Source organism: Flavobacterium sp. FG139 (assembly GCF_057809695.1).
In genome coordinates this window covers 23,871-40,944 of record NZ_JBMDKL010000001.1, presented here as the reverse complement: position 1 = coordinate 40,944, position 17,074 = coordinate 23,871, and the positions used below count along the sequence as shown (strand labels likewise).

Genomic DNA, 17,074 nt, shown 5'->3' with positions numbered 1-17,074 from the left:
TTATTTATTCATTCTGCATTTATCACTACAGTATTTTACTTCTTCCCACACTTTTTCCCATTTCTTACGCCATGAGAAAGGTTTATTGCACACGACACAAATTTTACTGGGAAGGTTTTGTTTTTTTACTCCTCGCATTTTTTGGTTTATTTGGATTAGTCACGTGTTTTTTCAAAATTCGTTTACCCTCTTCTTTGACAGCATCTTTCTTTCTAAAACTCCACACAATATCGCTAGCCTTTTTTCGTGTTTCCTCAATATTTACAATAGGAAACGGATAATCTTTACCAATCTCACAGTTATAAAATTGTTGTTCGATGGCATTCAATTTCCAAGGTTCATGAATAAATGCTACTGGAATTTGGGCCAATTCGGGAACCCATTTTTTGATAAAAATTCCTTCAGAGTCGTGGTCTTCCGAATTTTTTATTGGATTATAAATGCGAATGGTATTGATGCCTGTAGTTCCCGACTGCATTTGCAATTGTGGATAATGAATTCCGGGTTCGTAATCTAAAAACTGACGCGCTAGAAAATGCAATTCGCGCCAATCTTGCCATAAATTGAAGGTGAAAAATGACACCACCATAGCGCGCATTCTAAAATTAATATAACCGGTTGCTACCACACATCGCATGCATGCATCCACAATTGGGACACCCGTTTTTCCTTCTTGCCAAGCTTTGATATAGGTTTCATTTTTGGGTTTTATCAAGCCATCATAAGCACGATTTGCATTTTCAAATTCCATGCGGCATTCGTCTTCAAATTTTTGAATGAAATGACAATGCCAGTGCAAACGAGACACAAAGTTCAGAATGGCTCTTTTATTTTTGGACGTTTCATAATGCTGATTAGTATATTGATACACCATTCGCATACTGATGTTTCCATACGTTAAATAGGGTGACAATCGGCTACAGCCTTTTCGACTCAAACTGGGTTTGGATATGTGTTTGCTGTAATTGACATACCGCTCTTTTACAAAACTATCCAAATAGCGCCATGCCCAATATTCGCCGCCTTGTTGGAAGTTTTCATTGCGGGTTGTAATTTCTTTTGGAAGTGCTTTTCCTTTTAATTTTTCGTAAAAATCAGGTGTTATATTTTCAAATTTCAAGGTCGACAAATCAATCATTTTAGGAACATCGCGCATCACTTGTTCCCATCGCTTATCCCAATTGCTTCTGGTTTTTAATCTTCGAATAACACCATGCATTTGCGATTGCTTCCATTGAATTTGATTCCCATCAAAAAAAGACTGCATAGCAATATCGCGGTCAAAAGTGAGTTTGTTGCCAATTTCTTGGTGTGAAAAAACAGTTTTGATGTCATAAACTTTGACAAGTTCTTCAAAAACAACTTGCACTTCGTTGTGAAAAAAATATACTTGTGCCGAAACTGTCTTTAGCTTCGTTTGCATTTCTTGAATGGACTCATAAATAAAGCGCCAATGACGTACATCAGCATCGTCATAAGACATGACCGATGGCTCAAAAAAATAAAGCAATAGCACAGGAATGCCATCTTGTTGTGCCAAATAAAGAGGCTCATGATCTACAAAACGCAAATCACGTTTGAACCAGACAATATTGATTGTTTTTTTATTCAATGTTTTAGCAATGACGTAATTTCTTGGTTGGGTTTGGCATAACTCAATCGGTCTAATTGTACTGTTTTGTGATAACTATCTAGACCCGAACAGGTGATGGTATTCGCTTTTTCTAAATCAATAAAACCATCATTAGTTAGACAATTACCCGGAACATAGATTTGTTTAATTTCACCAATAATTAAAGTTGTGTTGTTGATTGTAATATCTATTTTTTCTTTTAATTCAATTCCCAATTGCACATTACTTTCAGCTACATAAGGCGCAAAGAAATGGTCTTTATAAGCTGAACTCAGACCTGTAATTTCAAATTCAGAAATGCCTTTTTCATACCGAGCTGAAGTTTGATGCGCTTGTTTGTAAATGGTTTCATTAATATGATTGAGTGTGTAAAAACCAGTTTTAATAATATTATTGTAAGTATTTCGCTCAGGAGGTGCAGGTCGGAAAATCAAACCAATGAGTGGCGGATTGGCTCCAACGTGAAAAACCGAACTAAAAACAGCCAAGTTAGCGTTGCCTTCAAAATCGACCGTTCCAACCAAAGCCACACTCTTAAACCCACCCAAACTGTTGATTAAGTGAACTCGCTTTTGTTTTTCCATCTTCATGATGGTTTCAGAAGTGATGTGTTTTAGCATGTAAATTTTATTTGATTATTGTATTACAACCCACTTTTTATCACTGTTCAGTTGAAAAGTACCAATATGTTCTTTATTCCATTCCAAAGGCGAAATCAACGACAAGAAGTTTATTCCATCTTCACCTCGGTACAAATGGTATATTTCTCCAATGACAGGCTCAAAAGAAAATTTCGAATTATAAACCAATTCATTCCATTCGTATTCCCTCATTAAACTTTCGTATTGCAGCCTTATTTCATTAAACTTATTCTCAAATTGTTTGTTGACATTGCTAATTCCTCTGCTTTTCCAGGATACCACATCGTCCATTTTAATAACTGGAGCACCAACGTTAGTGGAGTACGTTAACAAGCTGGCATTATAACCATTTTGATCAGAATACACCACATTATCAGGTCTTTCTTTTTCTGTTTGATTCATCGTTTTGAGATTTTATTATTGGATATGGCACGTTGTCTGGTACATTTAAAACGGTCAATTTCATCAACACGTTTGGCTACATGTTTGGTTTTACAATTCTCTACACGTTCGCGCCAGAGTTTATAACTACTGAACTTTAACTCTTTTTTCATCAAGGCTTTTACATCCGCTTCAGACAATCCGAATTGAAATGTAATAGCATCAAACGGCGTTCGGTCTTCCCAAGCCATTTCGATAATTCGATCCACCTGTATTTCAGATAATTTATTTTTTTCGATAGCAGCAATAATCGGCTTCATAATACTTGTTTAATCTTTTTAAATAAATATTAAACAAAATTAGTTCTTTTTTATTACAAACAAACTTTATTATGCATATAAAATTACAATACCACTATAATGTGCTTGAATAATATATGTACTTTTGTCGTAAATAAAATCATTTATGCAAGCAATAGAGGCCAACGGATATTCCATTTACTTCAATGAATACGGATATGAAAAAATCAATTCTTTACTGGTAGATCAAAATTATTCCATCCTTTTTATACTCGTTGACGAACACACGAATGATTTTTGCTTACCAAAATTTTTACCCAATTTAGCCACCGAAATTCCGATAGAAATTATTGAAATTGAAGCTGGAGAAGGTATTAAAAACATTACAACTTGCGTCGAAATTTGGTCTATTCTTTCTGAATTAGGTGCCGACAGAAAAAGTTTGATAATCAATCTTGGTGGCGGTGTAATTACCGATATCGGTGGATTTATTGCTTCCACATTCAAAAGAGGTATTGATTTTATTAACGTACCAACTACCTTATTAGGTATGGTCGATGCTTCTATTGGTGGGAAAAATGGCGTTGATTTAGGAAATTTGAAAAACCAAATTGGTGTCATCAATGTTCCGAAATTATTACTCATTGATACCGATTTTCTAGAAACATTGTCCCAAAGAGAAATGCGTTCGGGATTGGCAGAAATGTTAAAACATGGTTTGATTTATGATCAAAAATACTGGGAACAGTTTTTAAATTTATCAGATATTGATTTTGCCGATTTTGATGCTTTAATTTATCGTTCCATACAAATTAAAAATGAAATTGTAACACAAGATCCAACCGAAAATGGCATTCGAAAAGCCTTGAACTTTGGTCATACTTTAGGACATGCTATAGAAAGTCATTTTTTGGAAACGGAAAACGCATTGTTACACGGCGAAGCTATTGCTATTGGAATGATTTTAGAAAGTTACATTTCAATGCAAAAAGGATTACTATCAAAGGATGCATTTCATCAAATAAAATATACATTAACTGAAATATACGAACACCGAATTTTCAGCAAAAATGACATCGAATGCATTCAAAATTTACTCATACACGACAAGAAAAATGAGTATGGAAAAGTACAATTTGCATTGCTAAATTCTATCGGAAGCACCGCTATAAATCAATCGGTTGAAAATGAATTGATTATCGAAAGTTTTATCAATTATGAAAACTAATTTTTTTTTATAAAAATTGTTGCAATTCGCTTATTTTATTTTTTACATTTGCCCTGATGATTAAAAGCAATACAACGAACAACAGCAACTCTTTTACGCTTGAAAACAATCAATGTTTTCGGGTATATTCGATTGGTTTTTTTACCTACATTAGAACCATGGAACGTTGTGTTTTTAACATCATAAAATCAATTACATTAGATTTACCTATAGCCTACGCAAACATTAGAGTTTGAATTTTAGATTAACTAGGTTCACAAACAAACTATTTAATCTAAAAATTGATCACTAAATGAATACAAAATATTTCGACTTAATTAATCAAACCTATTATTTCCCTCAAGAAGAATTTACTTTAAACAAAGAAAATGCGCTTCAGTTTCATAATATTGATTTGATGAAATTGGTAGAACAATACGGAACTCCGTTAAAATTTACCTATTTACCACAAATTTCCAACAACATTAAAAGAGCCAAAAACTGGTTTAGAAATGCCATGGAAAAGAACAAATATGAAGGTAAATATTATTATTGCTATTGCACCAAAAGCTCTCATTTTGAATACATTATGAACGAAGCTTTCAAAAACAACATTCACATTGAAACGTCTTCTGCTTTTGACATTAATATTGTTGAAAACTTATTAGAAAACGGAAAGATTAATAAGAGTACACACATTATTTGCAATGGTTTTAAGAGAGATCAATACATAACCAACATTGCTCGATTGATCAATAATGGTCATAAAAATACCATTCCGATTATTGATAATTATGAAGAATTGGATCTGCTTCAAGCCGAAATTAAAGGAAAATTTAAAATCGGGATTCGAATTGCTGCAGAAGAAGAACCAAAATTTGAGTTCTATACCTCTCGTTTAGGAATTGGGTATAAAAATATTGTTGCTTTTTACAAAAAACAAATTCAGGAAAATGATAAATTGGAGTTGAAAATGCTTCACTTCTTCATCAATACTGGAATAAATGACAATGCCTATTATTGGAATGAGTTAGTAAAATGTATCAAGGTTTATATCGCTTTGAAAAAAGAGTGTCCAAGTTTAGATGGATTGAATATTGGTGGTGGATTTCCTATCAAAAATTCATTGGCATTTGAATACGACTACCAATACATGATTGATGAAATTATCAATCAAATTAAAATAGCTTGTGACGAGGCCGAGGTTGATGTGCCCAATATCTTTACTGAATTTGGTTCGTTTACTGTTGGAGAATCTGGTGGCGCCATTTATCAAGTGTTGTATCAAAAACAACAAAATGATAGAGAAGCTTGGAACATGATAGATTCGTCTTTTATTACAACATTACCCGATACTTGGGCGATTAACAAGCGTTTTATTATGTTGGCTATCAACCGTTGGAATGATACTTACGAACGTGTTTTATTGGGCGGAATGACTTGTGATAGTGATGATTATTACAATTCTGAACAAAACATGAATGCCATTTATTTGCCTAAATACAACAAAGAAAAACCGCTATATATAGGATTTTTCAACACGGGTGCCTATCAAGAAACGATTGGTGGTTATGGTGGATTACACCACTGTTTGATTCCGCAACCGAAACATATTTTGATTGATCGAGATGAAAACGGCATCATTGCTACCGAAGTTTTTTCGGAACAACAAACAGCCGAACAAGTACTTGAAATATTAGGTTACAGCAAAAAACAGTAACTATAATTAGGTTGAAATAAGCATAAAATAGTATATAAAATAGTTTGAATTTTTAGAAAAATAGTTTTTCTTTGAACTCCAAACTACACTAAATAAATTTAAACAAACAAAATGAGCAAAGGACCAATAAGTCAGTTTATTGAGAAGCATTACCTTCACTTCAATTCAGCTGCTTTAGTAGATGCTGCCAAAGGATATGAGCAACATTTATTGGAAAACGGAAAGATGATGATTACTCTTGCAGGTGCTATGAGCACGGCAGAATTAGGAAAATCATTAGCAGAAATGATTCGTCAAGACAAAGTACACATTATATCATGCACAGGAGCCAATCTTGAAGAAGATATTATGAATTTAGTGGCGCACAATTCCTATAAAAGAGTACCAAATTATCGCGATTTATCGCCTCAAGAAGAATGGGATTTGTTAGAAAATCACTACAATAGAGTTACTGATACTTGTATTCCAGAAGAAGAAGCTTTTAGAAGATTACAATCTCATTTATACGATATTTGGAACAATGCCGACTCCAAAGGAGAACGTTATTTTCCACATGAATTTATGTATCAAATGTTGAATTCAGGAGTTTTAGAGCAATATTACGAAATTGATCCAAAAGACTCGTGGATGGTTGCTGCTGCAGAAAAAAACTTGCCAATTGTAGTTCCAGGTTGGGAAGACAGTACGATGGGTAACATTTTTGCTTCCTATTGTATTAAAGGTGAATTCAAACCAACTACCATGAAAAGCGGTATCGAATACATGATGTGGTTGGCCGATTGGTATCCAAAAAATTCAGGTGGCAAAGGTGTTGGATTCTTCCAAATTGGTGGAGGAATTGCTGGAGATTTCCCAATTTGTGTCGTACCAATGTTATATCAAGATATGGAAATGCACGATATTCCGTTTTGGAGTTATTTCTGTCAAATTTCAGATTCTACAACGAGTTATGGTTCGTACTCAGGTGCGGTTCCAAATGAAAAAATTACTTGGGGTAAATTAGATATTCATACTCCAAAGTTCATTATTGAATCAGATGCAACTATTGTTGCTCCACTAATTTTTGCTTATTTATTAGACCAATAAAATACATTTATGAGAAGAATTATTGTTGATTATGCAAAGCTAACAGGCGACATTCTAAACTTATTAGTTGAAAAATTTCCTGACGGATATGACGATTCAGACATCATTCGCTTTAGAAATGCGCAAAATGAACTTATTGAAGCGGTTGAAGTTCGCACAGAAGACACTATTTATTTAGTAAAAGTAAGTACGAAATTAGCCAGCAGAATGGAAAAATTTGATGAAGATGATGATTTAGATTCTGTAATTGAGCCGATTATTCCAGTGGCTGGTTTAGATGATGATGAAGATGCTTCTGACGACGACGACGTGGAAGAAGATTTGTTAAAAGACAAAGGCGGATCTGATGATGGAGACGACGACGACGACGACGATGACTTTGAAACATCAGATAATTTTGATGAAGACGAAGACGAAGAATAATATAAAGTACGAAGTTGGAAATACAAAGTACGAATTGAAAAATCCCAAAAGTAGAATAATCTAATTTTGGGATTTTTTATTTTTATTTCTTACTTCGCAGTTTTCATTTTGTACCTCGTTACAAATAGCGTTCTTCAAAAACTTTTTGATGGTGATTTTGATGCCCAATCATCACAAAACCCAATGCTCTAACCGACATTGGATTGTTGGAAGCAATCCCAATTCGTAACAATTGTTCCTCATTAAACGATTTAAACAATAACAATGTAGCATGTCGTACCGCTGACAATTCTGTGAGTAATTCCATGATGCTGCGTTGGTTGCCATTGGCTTCATTCACATAATCATTTTCTTCAAAACCTGGCAATTCAGTTGCGTCATTTCTAGCAAAACGCAAGGCTCTATAAGCAAAAACACGTTCAGCATCAATAAGGTGCTGAATGATATCTTTGATGGTCCATTTGCCTTCAGCATAACGAAAATCAAACTTATCCATCGGAATGTTTTGTACAAACTTGATGAATCGATGTAACGAAATTTCAAGTTCTTCTATCAAAGTATATTCATCAGAAACTTGAGCAATATAGTTCCCATAATAGGAAGCATATTCGTTGGGTTGTAATTGAGTTGGTTTCATATAATTTTATTTTAAGCCGAATTTCTACTGGCATTGGTATTTCCGAATAATGATCGGGTAACTAACTTTTCATAAACTTCGAGTAAGGCAACGTCACCACTACCCTTTTTAATTTCATTGATTTTCATCAAGGCATATTGCTGAATGGTGAGTAAGGGCAGTACAATGTCTTCACGCATTTTGATAGAGGCTTTTCCGTCAGGATAATTTTCCATGAGTTCGTTATGACCGGCAATTTTTAAGAGAAGGCGTTTTGACAATAAGAATTCGTCATAAATTATCTGCCAAAATTCGCCAAACTCGTCATCATTTCTCATGTATTGCGTAAGTGGGAAAAATGATTTTGCCAACGACATCATGCTGTTTTCCAGAAGCGTTCTGAAGAAAAGTGACGTATCAAAAAGATGTTGTACTTTATCCCAATTTCCTGAAACTTCATAGTGATGTAAAGCCGTTCCTACTCCAAAAAATCCTGGGACATTTTGCTTCATTTGACTCCAAGAACCCACAAACGGAATGGCTCGCAAATCGGCAAAATCTAATGTGTCAGTAGTATTTCTTTTAGAAGGACGACTTCCAATATTGGTTTTTGAGTAATAGTTTAGTGTACTCATTTTTTCCAAATAAGGAATAAATTTGGGATGATTCTTAAAACTCAAATATTTTTCAAAGCCCTTTTCTGCCAATGCATCAATTATATTTTTATCAGAATCGGATAAACCTGAATTCTCATTATTGAAAATTTTATTGGAAATACCGGCACTTAGCAAGTTTTCTAGATTATAGCGACACGATTCTGGCGTGCCAAAATTAGAACTAATGGTCTGTCCTTGAACAGTTAACTGTATTTCTTTATTTTCGATAGTTGATCCTAATGAAGCATAAAATTTATGCGTTTTTCCTCCGCCACGAGCCGGAGGTCCACCGCGACCATCAAAGAAAATAACCTTGATTCCGAATTTTCTTGAAACGTTCGTAATGGTTTCTTTCGCTTTAAAAATACCCCAATTGGCCATCAAATAGCCGCCATCTTTGGTTCCGTCTGAAAAACCTAACATTACGGTTTGTATATTCCCGCGATTTTTCAAATGGGTAGCATATTCAAGGTTAGTATACAATTGCTCCATAATGACATCAGCCTGTTGCAAATCATCTACAGATTCAAATAACGGAACAATATCAACCGATGGATTGTTCCAACCGCACAATTTGAACAAGGCAAATGTTTCCATCACATTTAAAGCAGTTTCATTATTGGAAATTATGTAACGATTAGCGCCTAGTTCACCATTGCTTTCTTGAATTTTTTTCATGGCAAAAATAGAATCCAGTGTTTGTTTTACCATTTCGTCTTGGAACATATTGGATGAAACATTTCTAGAAATTGAAGAAAGTAATTCCATTCGTTTTTCATCAGGATACCCATAATACTGATTAAATTTGTCATCATCAATTCCAAATGCCTCAAATAAAGTTTTAATTACTTTATTGTGAATTTTACTATTCTGACGAATGTCTAAAGAAGCAAAATGAAACCCAAAAACATTAATTTTATTCAATAAATCGTTAATCTCATCAAGATATAAAGATTGATGTTTTTCGATACAAATGGATTTTACCTCTTGCAATTTATCTTTCAATTCGGGAAGTGTGATAAAAATTTCACCTTTAGAATAAAAAACAGAACGGTATAATTTGTGTTCTAATTCGGCTATAATTATATCAACTCCAGGAAAAGTCAGTTTTCTTTTTAATTTTCTAACATCTGAATAGTAACATTTTAAAATGGAAGTCCGCAACCTATCGGCTACTTTTAAAGTGATTTCTGCCTTAACAAAAGGATTTCCATCACGATCACCGCCGGGCCAAAATCCAAGATTTATTATAGGATTGGAAATGGTTTCCTCCTTAAAAATATTCTTTTGAATGTATTGCAGCATTTCGCCTGAAGTTTGATAAAAGACGTTTTCAAGATACCAAATCAAACTCACTGCTTCGTCAAAAGGTGACGGTTTTTCTTTTTTAATGAAAGGTGTTTTACCCAATTGGGCCAGTAATTTTTCAATTTTTATTAAATCATTTTCACGAATAGCATCCGTTAAATCGGTTATAATTCCTAGAACTGAACCCGGATAAAACTGGGTTGGATGTGCTGTTAATACGGTTCGAATATTAAAATCATTTAAAAAAGAGATTAATTCTTCTTTCAATTCTTTGGTATCTGCTCGTTCTTTACTATCTCGAAGTGAACCTTTTCCTTCCATGTTATTCACTACCGGAAAAGCGGCATCTTCGATGGCATCAAAAAGAACAATTTGGCGTTCAACATACTGAATGAATCGAAACATCAAGCTTATTTTTTCAGTTTCATTAACACCTTCCAAATATTTATGAGTAAAAGAATTTACAATTTCAATGGGAGACAGCTTATTCTTAAATCCTGCATCGCAAACTTCACTAAAAAGTGGTAACAAAACCCCTGTATTATCAATAGCATCGAATGGTAATGTGATAAAAACACTATTGTAAATGTGGTATTTAGACAACACATTTTGATTAAATCGTTCAATTTTTGGTAGTGTATACATTGCTTTGGCTTTAAAATTTATCATTTGTAATACCGATGATGACACCAAAATCACCATCTAATTGATTACTATTTTCACTCGGACAATACGTTCTGGAAACAAAACCATCCAAATATAATGCATTCAAACAGCCTTTGTTTTTGAAGAATTCTGCAAATTCATAGAAACTTACTCCTTTCTTTGACATTGCAAATAAAACTTCATTATTAGGTAGAATTCCAACACCATTTCTGATATTCAAATTTGAAGAAGCTTTATTAAATGATGGGTGAATAGTTCCATTAATTACAAGCATTGGTCCAGATTGTGTAGCAAATTTTATTTTGGGATTATTTTTAAAATCTGCAGTTTTAACAACAAAAGCTCTGTTATCATTAGTGATATAAAAGACTCCATTGGGCTTCATGTAAAAATTCCCATTTCCTGAGGAAGTATCAATAGCTGTTTTAACTTTATTATTTTCAATAAAAAGTCCTTGAGGCGAATGGTCTTTTTTATACATACCACCATTGGTAGCAAAAAGTAAATCTTTATTATTTTTAAACAACCATTGTTTCAAATTTTGCAAACTTCCAAAATTGTTTTGTTTTTCGTCTTTCCAATACAAAGTCAGTTTTTGTTTTTTGGGATTCACAACATAACAGATAAAGTCACTATCCTTCAAAGAAAACTGAAGTAATAGTGTTGAAAAAACGGCAAGAAGTAATACAATTATTATCTTATTTTTCATACCTATAATTCGTTATTAAACTGGTATTAAGATACAAAAAAACCTCAAGGAAAAATTGCTTGAGGTTTAATTTATAATTTATTTTTCCGTAAGAAAATTAAATGTCTTTAAAAATAGTATGCATCAAACGTTTTTTATCGTTGATGCTTTCCTCAAGTGAAATCATCGTTTCTGTTCTGTACACTCCTTCAATATCATCAATCATAAAGATGACATCTTTAGCGTGTTTGGTATCTTTGGCGCGAATCTTACAGAAAATGTTGAACTTACCAGTGGTTACATGAGCCACGGTAACGAAAGGAATTTCGTTGATTCTTTCTAAAACAAATTTAGTCTGTGAAGTATTATTTAAGAAAACTCCAACGTAAGCGATAAAAGAATAGCCTAATTTTTCATAGTCTAAAGTTAATGAAGAACCCATAATGATTCCTGCATCTTCCATCTTTTTAACTCTAACGTGAACCGTTCCAGCGGAAATTAATAATTTTTTAGCGATATCTGTAAATGGAACTCTTGTGTTGTCAATCAACATGTCAAGGATTTGGTGATCTACTTCATCTAAACGAAACTTACTCATAATTACTAATTTATATTATTGTTTTTATTGCAATACAAATTAATACATTTTATTTAAGAAAAAACAAGAAAAAGTGTTATTTTTTTAACCCATTAACAAATTTAATATCTTTTTCTAAACAAAAGTTAGCTTTTTGATTGATTTTCGGAAAATTAGCTTCTGCATCAGAATACAAGGCATATTGCGCATCGTATTGAAAATGTCCGAACTTCCCATCTAAATCTCCAATTTCAACTATATAAGCATTAAATTGAATTTGATTTTCAACCAGTTCTTCTTTGTATTGAGCAGCAAAATTCGTAATTATTTCCTTACCATCATAATTTATTTTAACATTTTTATAAATAAAATCATAAAAAACGATATTATTTTGAGAAATTGACAAATAATCTACATTTTTATTATCAACTATATCGTTTTCGTAAATATGTTGTAATCCTGAAATCAATGCAATAAAAATCATTTTTCGGGTTTCTTCACGATTGTAATCGTTTGGAAAATGTCCGGCTTCAAATAAAATTGTAGGCACATTTAACATTGTAAACATATCGCCAATACAATTACTATTAAAACCATCATCAAAACGTCCGACTTGGTTTGGAATGTACTTTTGGAGCTCGTTGTTCATCGCTACAATCACATTCATTGCTTTAGAGCGAACTTCATTAATCTCTCGAGATTCATTGTAGGAAGGCGCCAAAAAAGAAACGGTTGCAACATTTCCTGTATTTCCTGCACCAAAAATAGTACGTTGATCGTGAAGATTGTAGCACAAATCGGGTTGAAAATCCTCAAATGTTTTTCGAAGTAACCGACTTTCTGGTTGCGATAAATCGACCGAATCCCTATTCAAATCAATTTTATTGGCATTTTCTCTGGTATACAATTCGGCTCCATCTGGATTGACCATTGGAAGAAAACAAAAAGTAAATTCAGACAACAACCTCTTACCTATTTCAGTTTCAGAATGGATTACCTTAAAAAAATCAAACAAGGCTTTTGTAGTCGTGCTTTCGTTGCCGTGCATTTGCGACCACATAAATACTTTTCTTGCTCCTGTTCCTATTACATATTTATAAATAGGTTTTCCTAGAACCGATTGGCCTATAACTTCAGAAGGTAACTTTTCTAATATTGGCGCTACCTCATTGAGCGTAATATAACGTCCGAAAAGTGAGTTTTCTTTGTATTGGTGGTGTAATTCTAAAAAATTCATAGCGGTAATTTAATACAAATATAAGCAACTTGATGTATTTGAAAATTAAAAAACCTCCAATACAAAGTACTGGAGGTCAAACATAAAAAAATAACCTAAAAATTATTTTCTCAATAAGTAGACACTACTTATTCCTGCTTCTGCTCTGTTTTCGATTGGAGCAGCATCACCATTGGTCGTTGGTGCATTGAACGTTAATAGTTTACCTCCTGCATTTAAGCGTTCGGCAACATATATTTTTTTAGTGACATTGTCATAAGCAACATCCACTGGATTTCCTAAAGTTGACATTGGACCAGCAATTTTCATTTGACTTGAAGCAGCAATAGTACCTGCATTTGGCGTAGCCATCAATACCGATTTGAAATTATCAATAACAATAACGGCACCATCAGAATCAACTGTGGCACTTCCAACATCCGTCAATATCATTCGGTCGTCTGTTGCAGAATAAGTCAATCCATGAGAACGCACTAATCCAGCAATGGTAACGCGTTTGGTTGGAGTAATCGCTCCACTTTGATTGGATAAGAAATTTTCAAAAACTACTAAATCACCAGTTAAATCGGCTACGGCATATAAAGTAGTTCCATCTATAAATATTCCCCAAATTTTAAAATTTACGGTGAATGATTTATTAAAAGACAGTAACCCTGAGTTGATTTTTTGATATACTAATATTTTATTAGTATTACCGTTAGCCGCATTTTGATCTTGAGTTACAATCACTTTATCACCAGAAACCGCAGTTTCTCTGGGATTATTAAACTCAGAAGTACTAGAATAAGCCAAACTCAATGAAGAAGCATTAGCTGTTATAGCACCTTTAATATTGGTGTAAGCTTCTAATTTATTGTTGGTACGCGATGCTACAATAATTTCATCTGACGTCGAATCATAATAAACCCCATCAGTATCTATTGAAGGAATAGTAAAACTATTTACCATTGGCATAGCCGACAATAAATCGGTAAAGGTTACTTTTCCAGTAGTATTACTAGAAGTTACAATTTTTAATTCACTTGCTGGAGCTGCAGGTGTTGGATTGTCGTTGTTGTCATTGCTGCACGAAAATAAAGTTAAAGAAAGGAGTCCTAGTGTAAGATAGTTTTTCATAAATAGTTTTTTTTTGAGTTTAAACTATTTACGATAAGAAAGGAAATGTGGTTTTAAAAAATTTGAAATTGCCTTTCAGGAAATTTTCCGTTAACCCCTTTATAGAAACTCAAATAAGTTTTCATGTCTTCATCTATAGCACCAGAAACATAAATCGGATTTCCAATTTTAACTTCTTTTTTCCCAAAATCGAAAGCTACTGGAACAATAGGAACATTAGCTTTTAGAGCAATATAATAAAATCCGGTTCTAAGTTCTGATACTTTTTTTCGAGACCCTTCAGGAGCAATTCCCAAACGAAAAATTTCACGACTATTGAATACATCCACAATAGCATCTACTAAGTTTTTACCACCACTTCTATCCAAAGGTGCACCACCAATGGAGCGAAAATAATATCCAAACGGAAAAATAAAAAGTTCTTTTTTGCCTACAAAATTCATTTGTTGATTGCAATACCTCTGACTAATAATCCGATAAAAAAATCAAAATTACACGTATGCGGCATTACGGCAATGACGCATTTTTTAATATTTTCATCAAAACTTCCAGTGATTTTCCAACCCATTAAACGGAAGAAAATAAATTCGTAAAGTCTTTTTTTCATCTCGAATATTTTGCGTAAATTTAGCATTAATCTCTTATTTTTGAGAAAATAAATTTTATGATTGCCAAATTTCTAAGTTATTTCATTCCGATAAACGTTTATAAGAAAAATTCTGCTGTGAGCAATACATTAGAAGTGACTTGGAATAACGGCGAATTGGTTTTGGACAGTAAAAACACCAACTATTCTTATGGCAGTTTGCAACGGATTCTGAGAAAAGGATTGAAATATATTGGATTTGATCGCATTAGAAAATTTGAAAACATATTGATTTTAGGTGTTGCAGGAGGAAGTGTTATTAAAACATTATCCGATGAAGTCAAATTTAAAGGACAAATTACAGGTGTTGAAATTGATCCCGATATTGTTGAAATTGCCAACACCTATTTTAAATTGAACGAAATAAAAAACCTCAATTTGATTGTCGATGATGCTTTTGAATTTGTACTAAAAACTAAATCAAAGTATGATTTAATTATTATTGATATTTTTCAAGATACTTCAATGCCCAATTTTCTTTTTGAAGATTTTTTTATCAATCGAATAAATTTTCTTCTAAATACAGAAGGGTTTATTTTATTCAATACCATGGTAATTAGTGAAAAAGACCGTATTCGGAACATCGATTACAAGAAGAAATTTGACGGTAATTATTCCTTGAGAATGTATCCAAAAGTAGAAGTTCATAACGAACTGTTTACGATTAAAAAATTGTCAGAATAAATTATATCCTGCTATTATCGTGCAACAACTTTCTAGCTTTTTCTAGATCTTCGATGGTATCAATACCAATTCCAACATGGGTAGTTTCTACCATTTTGATGCGTTTTCCAAATTCTAAATAACGAAGCTGCTCTAGTTTTTCTGAAGCTTCCAAAGACATCATTGGTAAGGAATAGAAATCCAGCAATGCTTGTTTGCGAAAAGCATAAATTCCGATGTGTTGAAAATACCGAACGCCAACATTCTGTTCACGTGGATACGGAATTACCGAACGTGAAAAATACAATGCAAAACTATTTTGGTCTACCACTACTTTCACATTATTAGGATTATTGATATCGTCTTGATTCTCAATTTCTCTCATTAACGAGGCTAAATCCACTTTTCTATCGGTATCTTTCTTAAATATTTCAATAACCTTTTCTAAAGGCTCTTTATTGATAAACGGCTCGTCACCTTGCACATTTACTACAATATCGACATCCAAATTGGCTACCGCTTCTGCAATTCGATCACTACCACTTTCGTGTTCTTTAATTGACATAATCGCTTTTCCGTGGTTGGAAACAATCTCGTTATAAATCAACTCAGAATCGGTTACTACAAAAACATCATCAAACAAATGGGTGTTTACAGCTGCTTCATAAGTTCGAAGAATGACTGTTTTACCTCCTAAATCTTGCATCAATTTAGCAGGAAAACGAGTTGAAGCATAACGAGCTGGGATAACGGCAATGACTTTCATAAGTGGTTTCTATTGGACAAATATATTAAATAAACAAATTGGTTTCAATTTCCATAGGAATCACTGCTGCTAAATCATTTTTTAAATATCTTAGCAGGATAAAATTATAGCATGAAACACCTTTTTAAAATTATAGTTCTATTTTCCATGTATTGTAATGGACAAGCAATTAAAGACACCTTAATTACTGTTGAAAAAGATACTGTTGTTGGTGTAAAAAGTTCGTGGTATGGACGTTCTATGTTTACTTCATTAACCACCGGAAGTGATACGAAAGGCGAAACTTTATCGCAACGAGTGACACGAAATATCGAATTTGGTAGATCTTTTGGTTCGGTTGATGTAGGATTGGCATTTGGAGAATTCAAACACATGGTTGTCGATAGCAGCAGTGTTAAATATACAGAACTTAGAGTTTCTATGGACGCTTGTCAATTCGGAATTTTTAGCAACGAAATTTCAATTGGTGCAGGTTATATGTTTAATTCAAAAACACCTGTAATGATGGAAATTTCTTCAACCTTATATGCTCAAGTTACTGACAAATTTGGCTTTGGTTTTGTTTTCGGAAATATTGATTTTGTTGGGAATTATGACGATACAAACAAAAGTTTCTTTGGTTTGTATTTACGATATGGATTGATACGCAGCGAAGGCGGCATACTCACCAACAAACTCCATATTGTGAATCATGTAAAAAACCATAACAACCGGAAACGCAATAAAATATTTTAAACTAAAAAAG

The 17,074-nt window shown here is 33.2% G+C and carries 20 protein-coding genes; 6 read left to right on the top strand and 14 right to left on the bottom strand.

Annotated features, from left to right (window positions below):
• The 5 genes from ACODSI_RS00195 to ACODSI_RS00175 are packed head-to-tail and all read right to left on the bottom strand — an operon-like array spanning position 1 to position 2,975.
• Positions 1 to 138, bottom strand: coding sequence for a DUF2256 domain-containing protein (locus tag ACODSI_RS00195; RefSeq protein ID WP_488914814.1), 138 nt, complete (start codon positions 136 to 138; stop codon positions 1 to 3).
• The gene (locus tag ACODSI_RS00190) at positions 104 to 1,612 is read right to left on the bottom strand and encodes a cryptochrome/deoxyribodipyrimidine photo-lyase family protein (protein WP_488914813.1); all 1,509 of its coding nucleotides are present in this window, start codon (positions 1,610 to 1,612) and stop codon (positions 104 to 106) included. The genes ACODSI_RS00195 and ACODSI_RS00190 overlap by 35 nt, the downstream gene beginning before the upstream one ends.
• Positions 1,609 to 2,253: a flavin reductase family protein gene (locus ACODSI_RS00185; RefSeq protein WP_488914812.1), complete on the bottom strand. Its 645-nt coding sequence runs from the start codon at positions 2,251 to 2,253 to the stop codon at positions 1,609 to 1,611. The genes ACODSI_RS00190 and ACODSI_RS00185 overlap by 4 nt, the downstream gene beginning before the upstream one ends.
• Positions 2,254 to 2,268: 15 nt before the next feature.
• Positions 2,269 to 2,676 (bottom strand): DUF2452 domain-containing protein, encoded by a 408-nt coding sequence (locus ACODSI_RS00180; protein ID WP_488914811.1) that lies wholly within the window; start codon positions 2,674 to 2,676, stop codon positions 2,269 to 2,271.
• On the bottom strand, positions 2,673 to 2,975 hold the full coding sequence (locus ACODSI_RS00175) for a TIGR03643 family protein (protein WP_488914810.1): 303 nt from the start codon (positions 2,973 to 2,975) through the stop codon (positions 2,673 to 2,675). Before ACODSI_RS00175 ends, ACODSI_RS00180 begins: the two co-directional genes overlap by 4 nt.
• Positions 2,976 to 3,120: 145 nt before the next feature.
• Between ACODSI_RS00175 and aroB the strand changes: the two genes are divergently transcribed.
• The 4 genes from aroB (at position 3,121) to ACODSI_RS00155 (ending at position 7,390) form a co-directional block, all read left to right on the top strand.
• The gene (gene aroB, locus ACODSI_RS00170; RefSeq protein ID WP_488914809.1) at positions 3,121 to 4,182 is read left to right on the top strand and encodes a 3-dehydroquinate synthase; all 1,062 of its coding nucleotides are present in this window, start codon (positions 3,121 to 3,123) and stop codon (positions 4,180 to 4,182) included.
• Between the two features lie 292 nt (positions 4,183 to 4,474).
• Positions 4,475 to 5,881: a type III PLP-dependent enzyme domain-containing protein gene (locus ACODSI_RS00165; RefSeq protein ID WP_488914808.1), complete on the top strand. Its 1,407-nt coding sequence runs from the start codon at positions 4,475 to 4,477 to the stop codon at positions 5,879 to 5,881.
• A gap of 111 nt (positions 5,882 to 5,992) precedes the next feature.
• Positions 5,993 to 6,967, top strand: coding sequence for a deoxyhypusine synthase family protein (locus tag ACODSI_RS00160; protein ID WP_488914807.1), 975 nt, complete (start codon positions 5,993 to 5,995; stop codon positions 6,965 to 6,967).
• A gap of 9 nt (positions 6,968 to 6,976) precedes the next feature.
• Entirely contained in the window at positions 6,977 to 7,390 is a 414-nt protein-coding gene (locus ACODSI_RS00155) for a DNA primase (RefSeq protein ID WP_488914806.1), read from the top strand.
• A 118-nt stretch (positions 7,391 to 7,508) separates the two neighbouring features.
• Here the strand turns inward: ACODSI_RS00155 and ACODSI_RS00150 are convergent, their stop codons facing one another.
• The 8 genes from ACODSI_RS00150 to ACODSI_RS00115 all read right to left on the bottom strand — a co-directional run bounded on the left by ACODSI_RS00150 (position 7,509) and on the right by ACODSI_RS00115 (position 14,861).
• Complete coding sequence (locus tag ACODSI_RS00150; RefSeq protein ID WP_488914805.1) at positions 7,509 to 8,027, bottom strand: DinB family protein; 519 nt, start codon at positions 8,025 to 8,027, stop codon at positions 7,509 to 7,511.
• Between the two features lie 11 nt (positions 8,028 to 8,038).
• On the bottom strand, positions 8,039 to 10,615 hold the full coding sequence (locus ACODSI_RS00145; RefSeq protein ID WP_488914804.1) for a phosphoenolpyruvate carboxylase: 2,577 nt from the start codon (positions 10,613 to 10,615) through the stop codon (positions 8,039 to 8,041).
• 10 nt (positions 10,616 to 10,625) lie between these two features.
• Positions 10,626 to 11,345, bottom strand: coding sequence for a phosphodiester glycosidase family protein (locus ACODSI_RS00140; protein ID WP_488914803.1), 720 nt, complete (start codon positions 11,343 to 11,345; stop codon positions 10,626 to 10,628).
• A 97-nt stretch (positions 11,346 to 11,442) separates the two neighbouring features.
• A complete protein-coding gene (locus ACODSI_RS00135; RefSeq protein ID WP_035127172.1) occupies positions 11,443 to 11,922 on the bottom strand; it encodes an Lrp/AsnC family transcriptional regulator in 480 nt (159 codons plus the stop codon).
• Positions 11,923 to 11,998: 76 nt separating this feature from the next.
• Positions 11,999 to 13,138 (bottom strand): M14 family metallopeptidase, encoded by a 1,140-nt coding sequence (locus ACODSI_RS00130; protein WP_488914802.1) that lies wholly within the window; start codon positions 13,136 to 13,138, stop codon positions 11,999 to 12,001.
• A gap of 102 nt (positions 13,139 to 13,240) precedes the next feature.
• Entirely contained in the window at positions 13,241 to 14,254 is a 1,014-nt protein-coding gene (locus ACODSI_RS00125; RefSeq protein WP_488914801.1) for a hypothetical protein, read from the bottom strand.
• Between the two features lie 53 nt (positions 14,255 to 14,307).
• On the bottom strand, positions 14,308 to 14,697 hold the full coding sequence (locus tag ACODSI_RS00120) for a 1-acyl-sn-glycerol-3-phosphate acyltransferase (protein ID WP_488914800.1): 390 nt from the start codon (positions 14,695 to 14,697) through the stop codon (positions 14,308 to 14,310).
• On the bottom strand, positions 14,694 to 14,861 hold the full coding sequence (locus ACODSI_RS00115) for a hypothetical protein (protein ID WP_488914799.1): 168 nt from the start codon (positions 14,859 to 14,861) through the stop codon (positions 14,694 to 14,696). The genes ACODSI_RS00120 and ACODSI_RS00115 overlap by 4 nt, the downstream gene beginning before the upstream one ends.
• A 57-nt stretch (positions 14,862 to 14,918) precedes the next feature.
• Between ACODSI_RS00115 and ACODSI_RS00110 the strand changes: the two genes are divergently transcribed.
• Positions 14,919 to 15,584 carry a spermidine synthase gene (locus ACODSI_RS00110; RefSeq protein WP_488914798.1) on the top strand — a complete coding sequence of 222 codons (666 nt, stop codon included), beginning with the start codon at positions 14,919 to 14,921 and terminating at the stop codon, positions 15,582 to 15,584.
• Position 15,585: 1 nt separating this feature from the next.
• On the opposite strand, the gene kdsB is transcribed toward ACODSI_RS00110, so the two are convergent.
• Positions 15,586 to 16,329 carry a 3-deoxy-manno-octulosonate cytidylyltransferase gene (gene kdsB, locus ACODSI_RS00105; protein ID WP_488914797.1) on the bottom strand — a complete coding sequence of 248 codons (744 nt, stop codon included), beginning with the start codon at positions 16,327 to 16,329 and terminating at the stop codon, positions 15,586 to 15,588.
• A 111-nt stretch (positions 16,330 to 16,440) separates the two neighbouring features.
• Here kdsB and ACODSI_RS00100 point away from each other — a divergent pair, with 111 nt between their 5' ends.
• Positions 16,441 to 17,064, top strand: a complete 624-nt coding sequence (locus tag ACODSI_RS00100) for a hypothetical protein (protein ID WP_488914796.1) — start codon at positions 16,441 to 16,443, stop codon at positions 17,062 to 17,064.
• Positions 17,065 to 17,074 lie beyond the last annotated feature (10 nt).

Excerpts from the sequence above, each read along its gene's own strand:
- ACODSI_RS00195 (WP_488914814.1), bottom strand. The coding sequence starts at position 138 with ATGCGAGGAGTAAAAAAACAAAACCTTCCCAGTAAAATTTGTGTCGTG.
- ACODSI_RS00185 (WP_488914812.1), bottom strand. The coding sequence starts at position 2,253 with ATGCTAAAACACATCACTTCTGAAACCATCATGAAGATGGAAAAACAA.
- ACODSI_RS00180 (WP_488914811.1), bottom strand. The coding sequence starts at position 2,676 with ATGAATCAAACAGAAAAAGAAAGACCTGATAATGTGGTGTATTCTGAT.
- ACODSI_RS00175 (WP_488914810.1), bottom strand. The coding sequence starts at position 2,975 with ATGAAGCCGATTATTGCTGCTATCGAAAAAAATAAATTATCTGAAATA.
- aroB (WP_488914809.1), top strand. The coding sequence starts at position 3,121 with ATGCAAGCAATAGAGGCCAACGGATATTCCATTTACTTCAATGAATAC.
- ACODSI_RS00165 (WP_488914808.1), top strand. The coding sequence starts at position 4,475 with ATGAATACAAAATATTTCGACTTAATTAATCAAACCTATTATTTCCCT.
- ACODSI_RS00160 (WP_488914807.1), top strand. The coding sequence starts at position 5,993 with ATGAGCAAAGGACCAATAAGTCAGTTTATTGAGAAGCATTACCTTCAC.
- ACODSI_RS00155 (WP_488914806.1), top strand. The coding sequence starts at position 6,977 with ATGAGAAGAATTATTGTTGATTATGCAAAGCTAACAGGCGACATTCTA.
- ACODSI_RS00150 (WP_488914805.1), bottom strand. The coding sequence starts at position 8,027 with ATGAAACCAACTCAATTACAACCCAACGAATATGCTTCCTATTATGGG.
- ACODSI_RS00145 (WP_488914804.1), bottom strand. The coding sequence starts at position 10,615 with ATGTATACACTACCAAAAATTGAACGATTTAATCAAAATGTGTTGTCT.
- ACODSI_RS00140 (WP_488914803.1), bottom strand. The coding sequence starts at position 11,345 with ATGAAAAATAAGATAATAATTGTATTACTTCTTGCCGTTTTTTCAACA.
- ACODSI_RS00135 (WP_035127172.1), bottom strand. The coding sequence starts at position 11,922 with ATGAGTAAGTTTCGTTTAGATGAAGTAGATCACCAAATCCTTGACATG.
- ACODSI_RS00130 (WP_488914802.1), bottom strand. The coding sequence starts at position 13,138 with ATGAATTTTTTAGAATTACACCACCAATACAAAGAAAACTCACTTTTC.
- ACODSI_RS00125 (WP_488914801.1), bottom strand. The coding sequence starts at position 14,254 with ATGAAAAACTATCTTACACTAGGACTCCTTTCTTTAACTTTATTTTCG.
- ACODSI_RS00120 (WP_488914800.1), bottom strand. The coding sequence starts at position 14,697 with ATGAATTTTGTAGGCAAAAAAGAACTTTTTATTTTTCCGTTTGGATAT.
- ACODSI_RS00115 (WP_488914799.1), bottom strand. The coding sequence starts at position 14,861 with ATGAAAAAAAGACTTTACGAATTTATTTTCTTCCGTTTAATGGGTTGG.
- ACODSI_RS00110 (WP_488914798.1), top strand. The coding sequence starts at position 14,919 with ATGATTGCCAAATTTCTAAGTTATTTCATTCCGATAAACGTTTATAAG.
- kdsB (WP_488914797.1), bottom strand. The coding sequence starts at position 16,329 with ATGAAAGTCATTGCCGTTATCCCAGCTCGTTATGCTTCAACTCGTTTT.
- ACODSI_RS00100 (WP_488914796.1), top strand. The coding sequence starts at position 16,441 with ATGAAACACCTTTTTAAAATTATAGTTCTATTTTCCATGTATTGTAAT.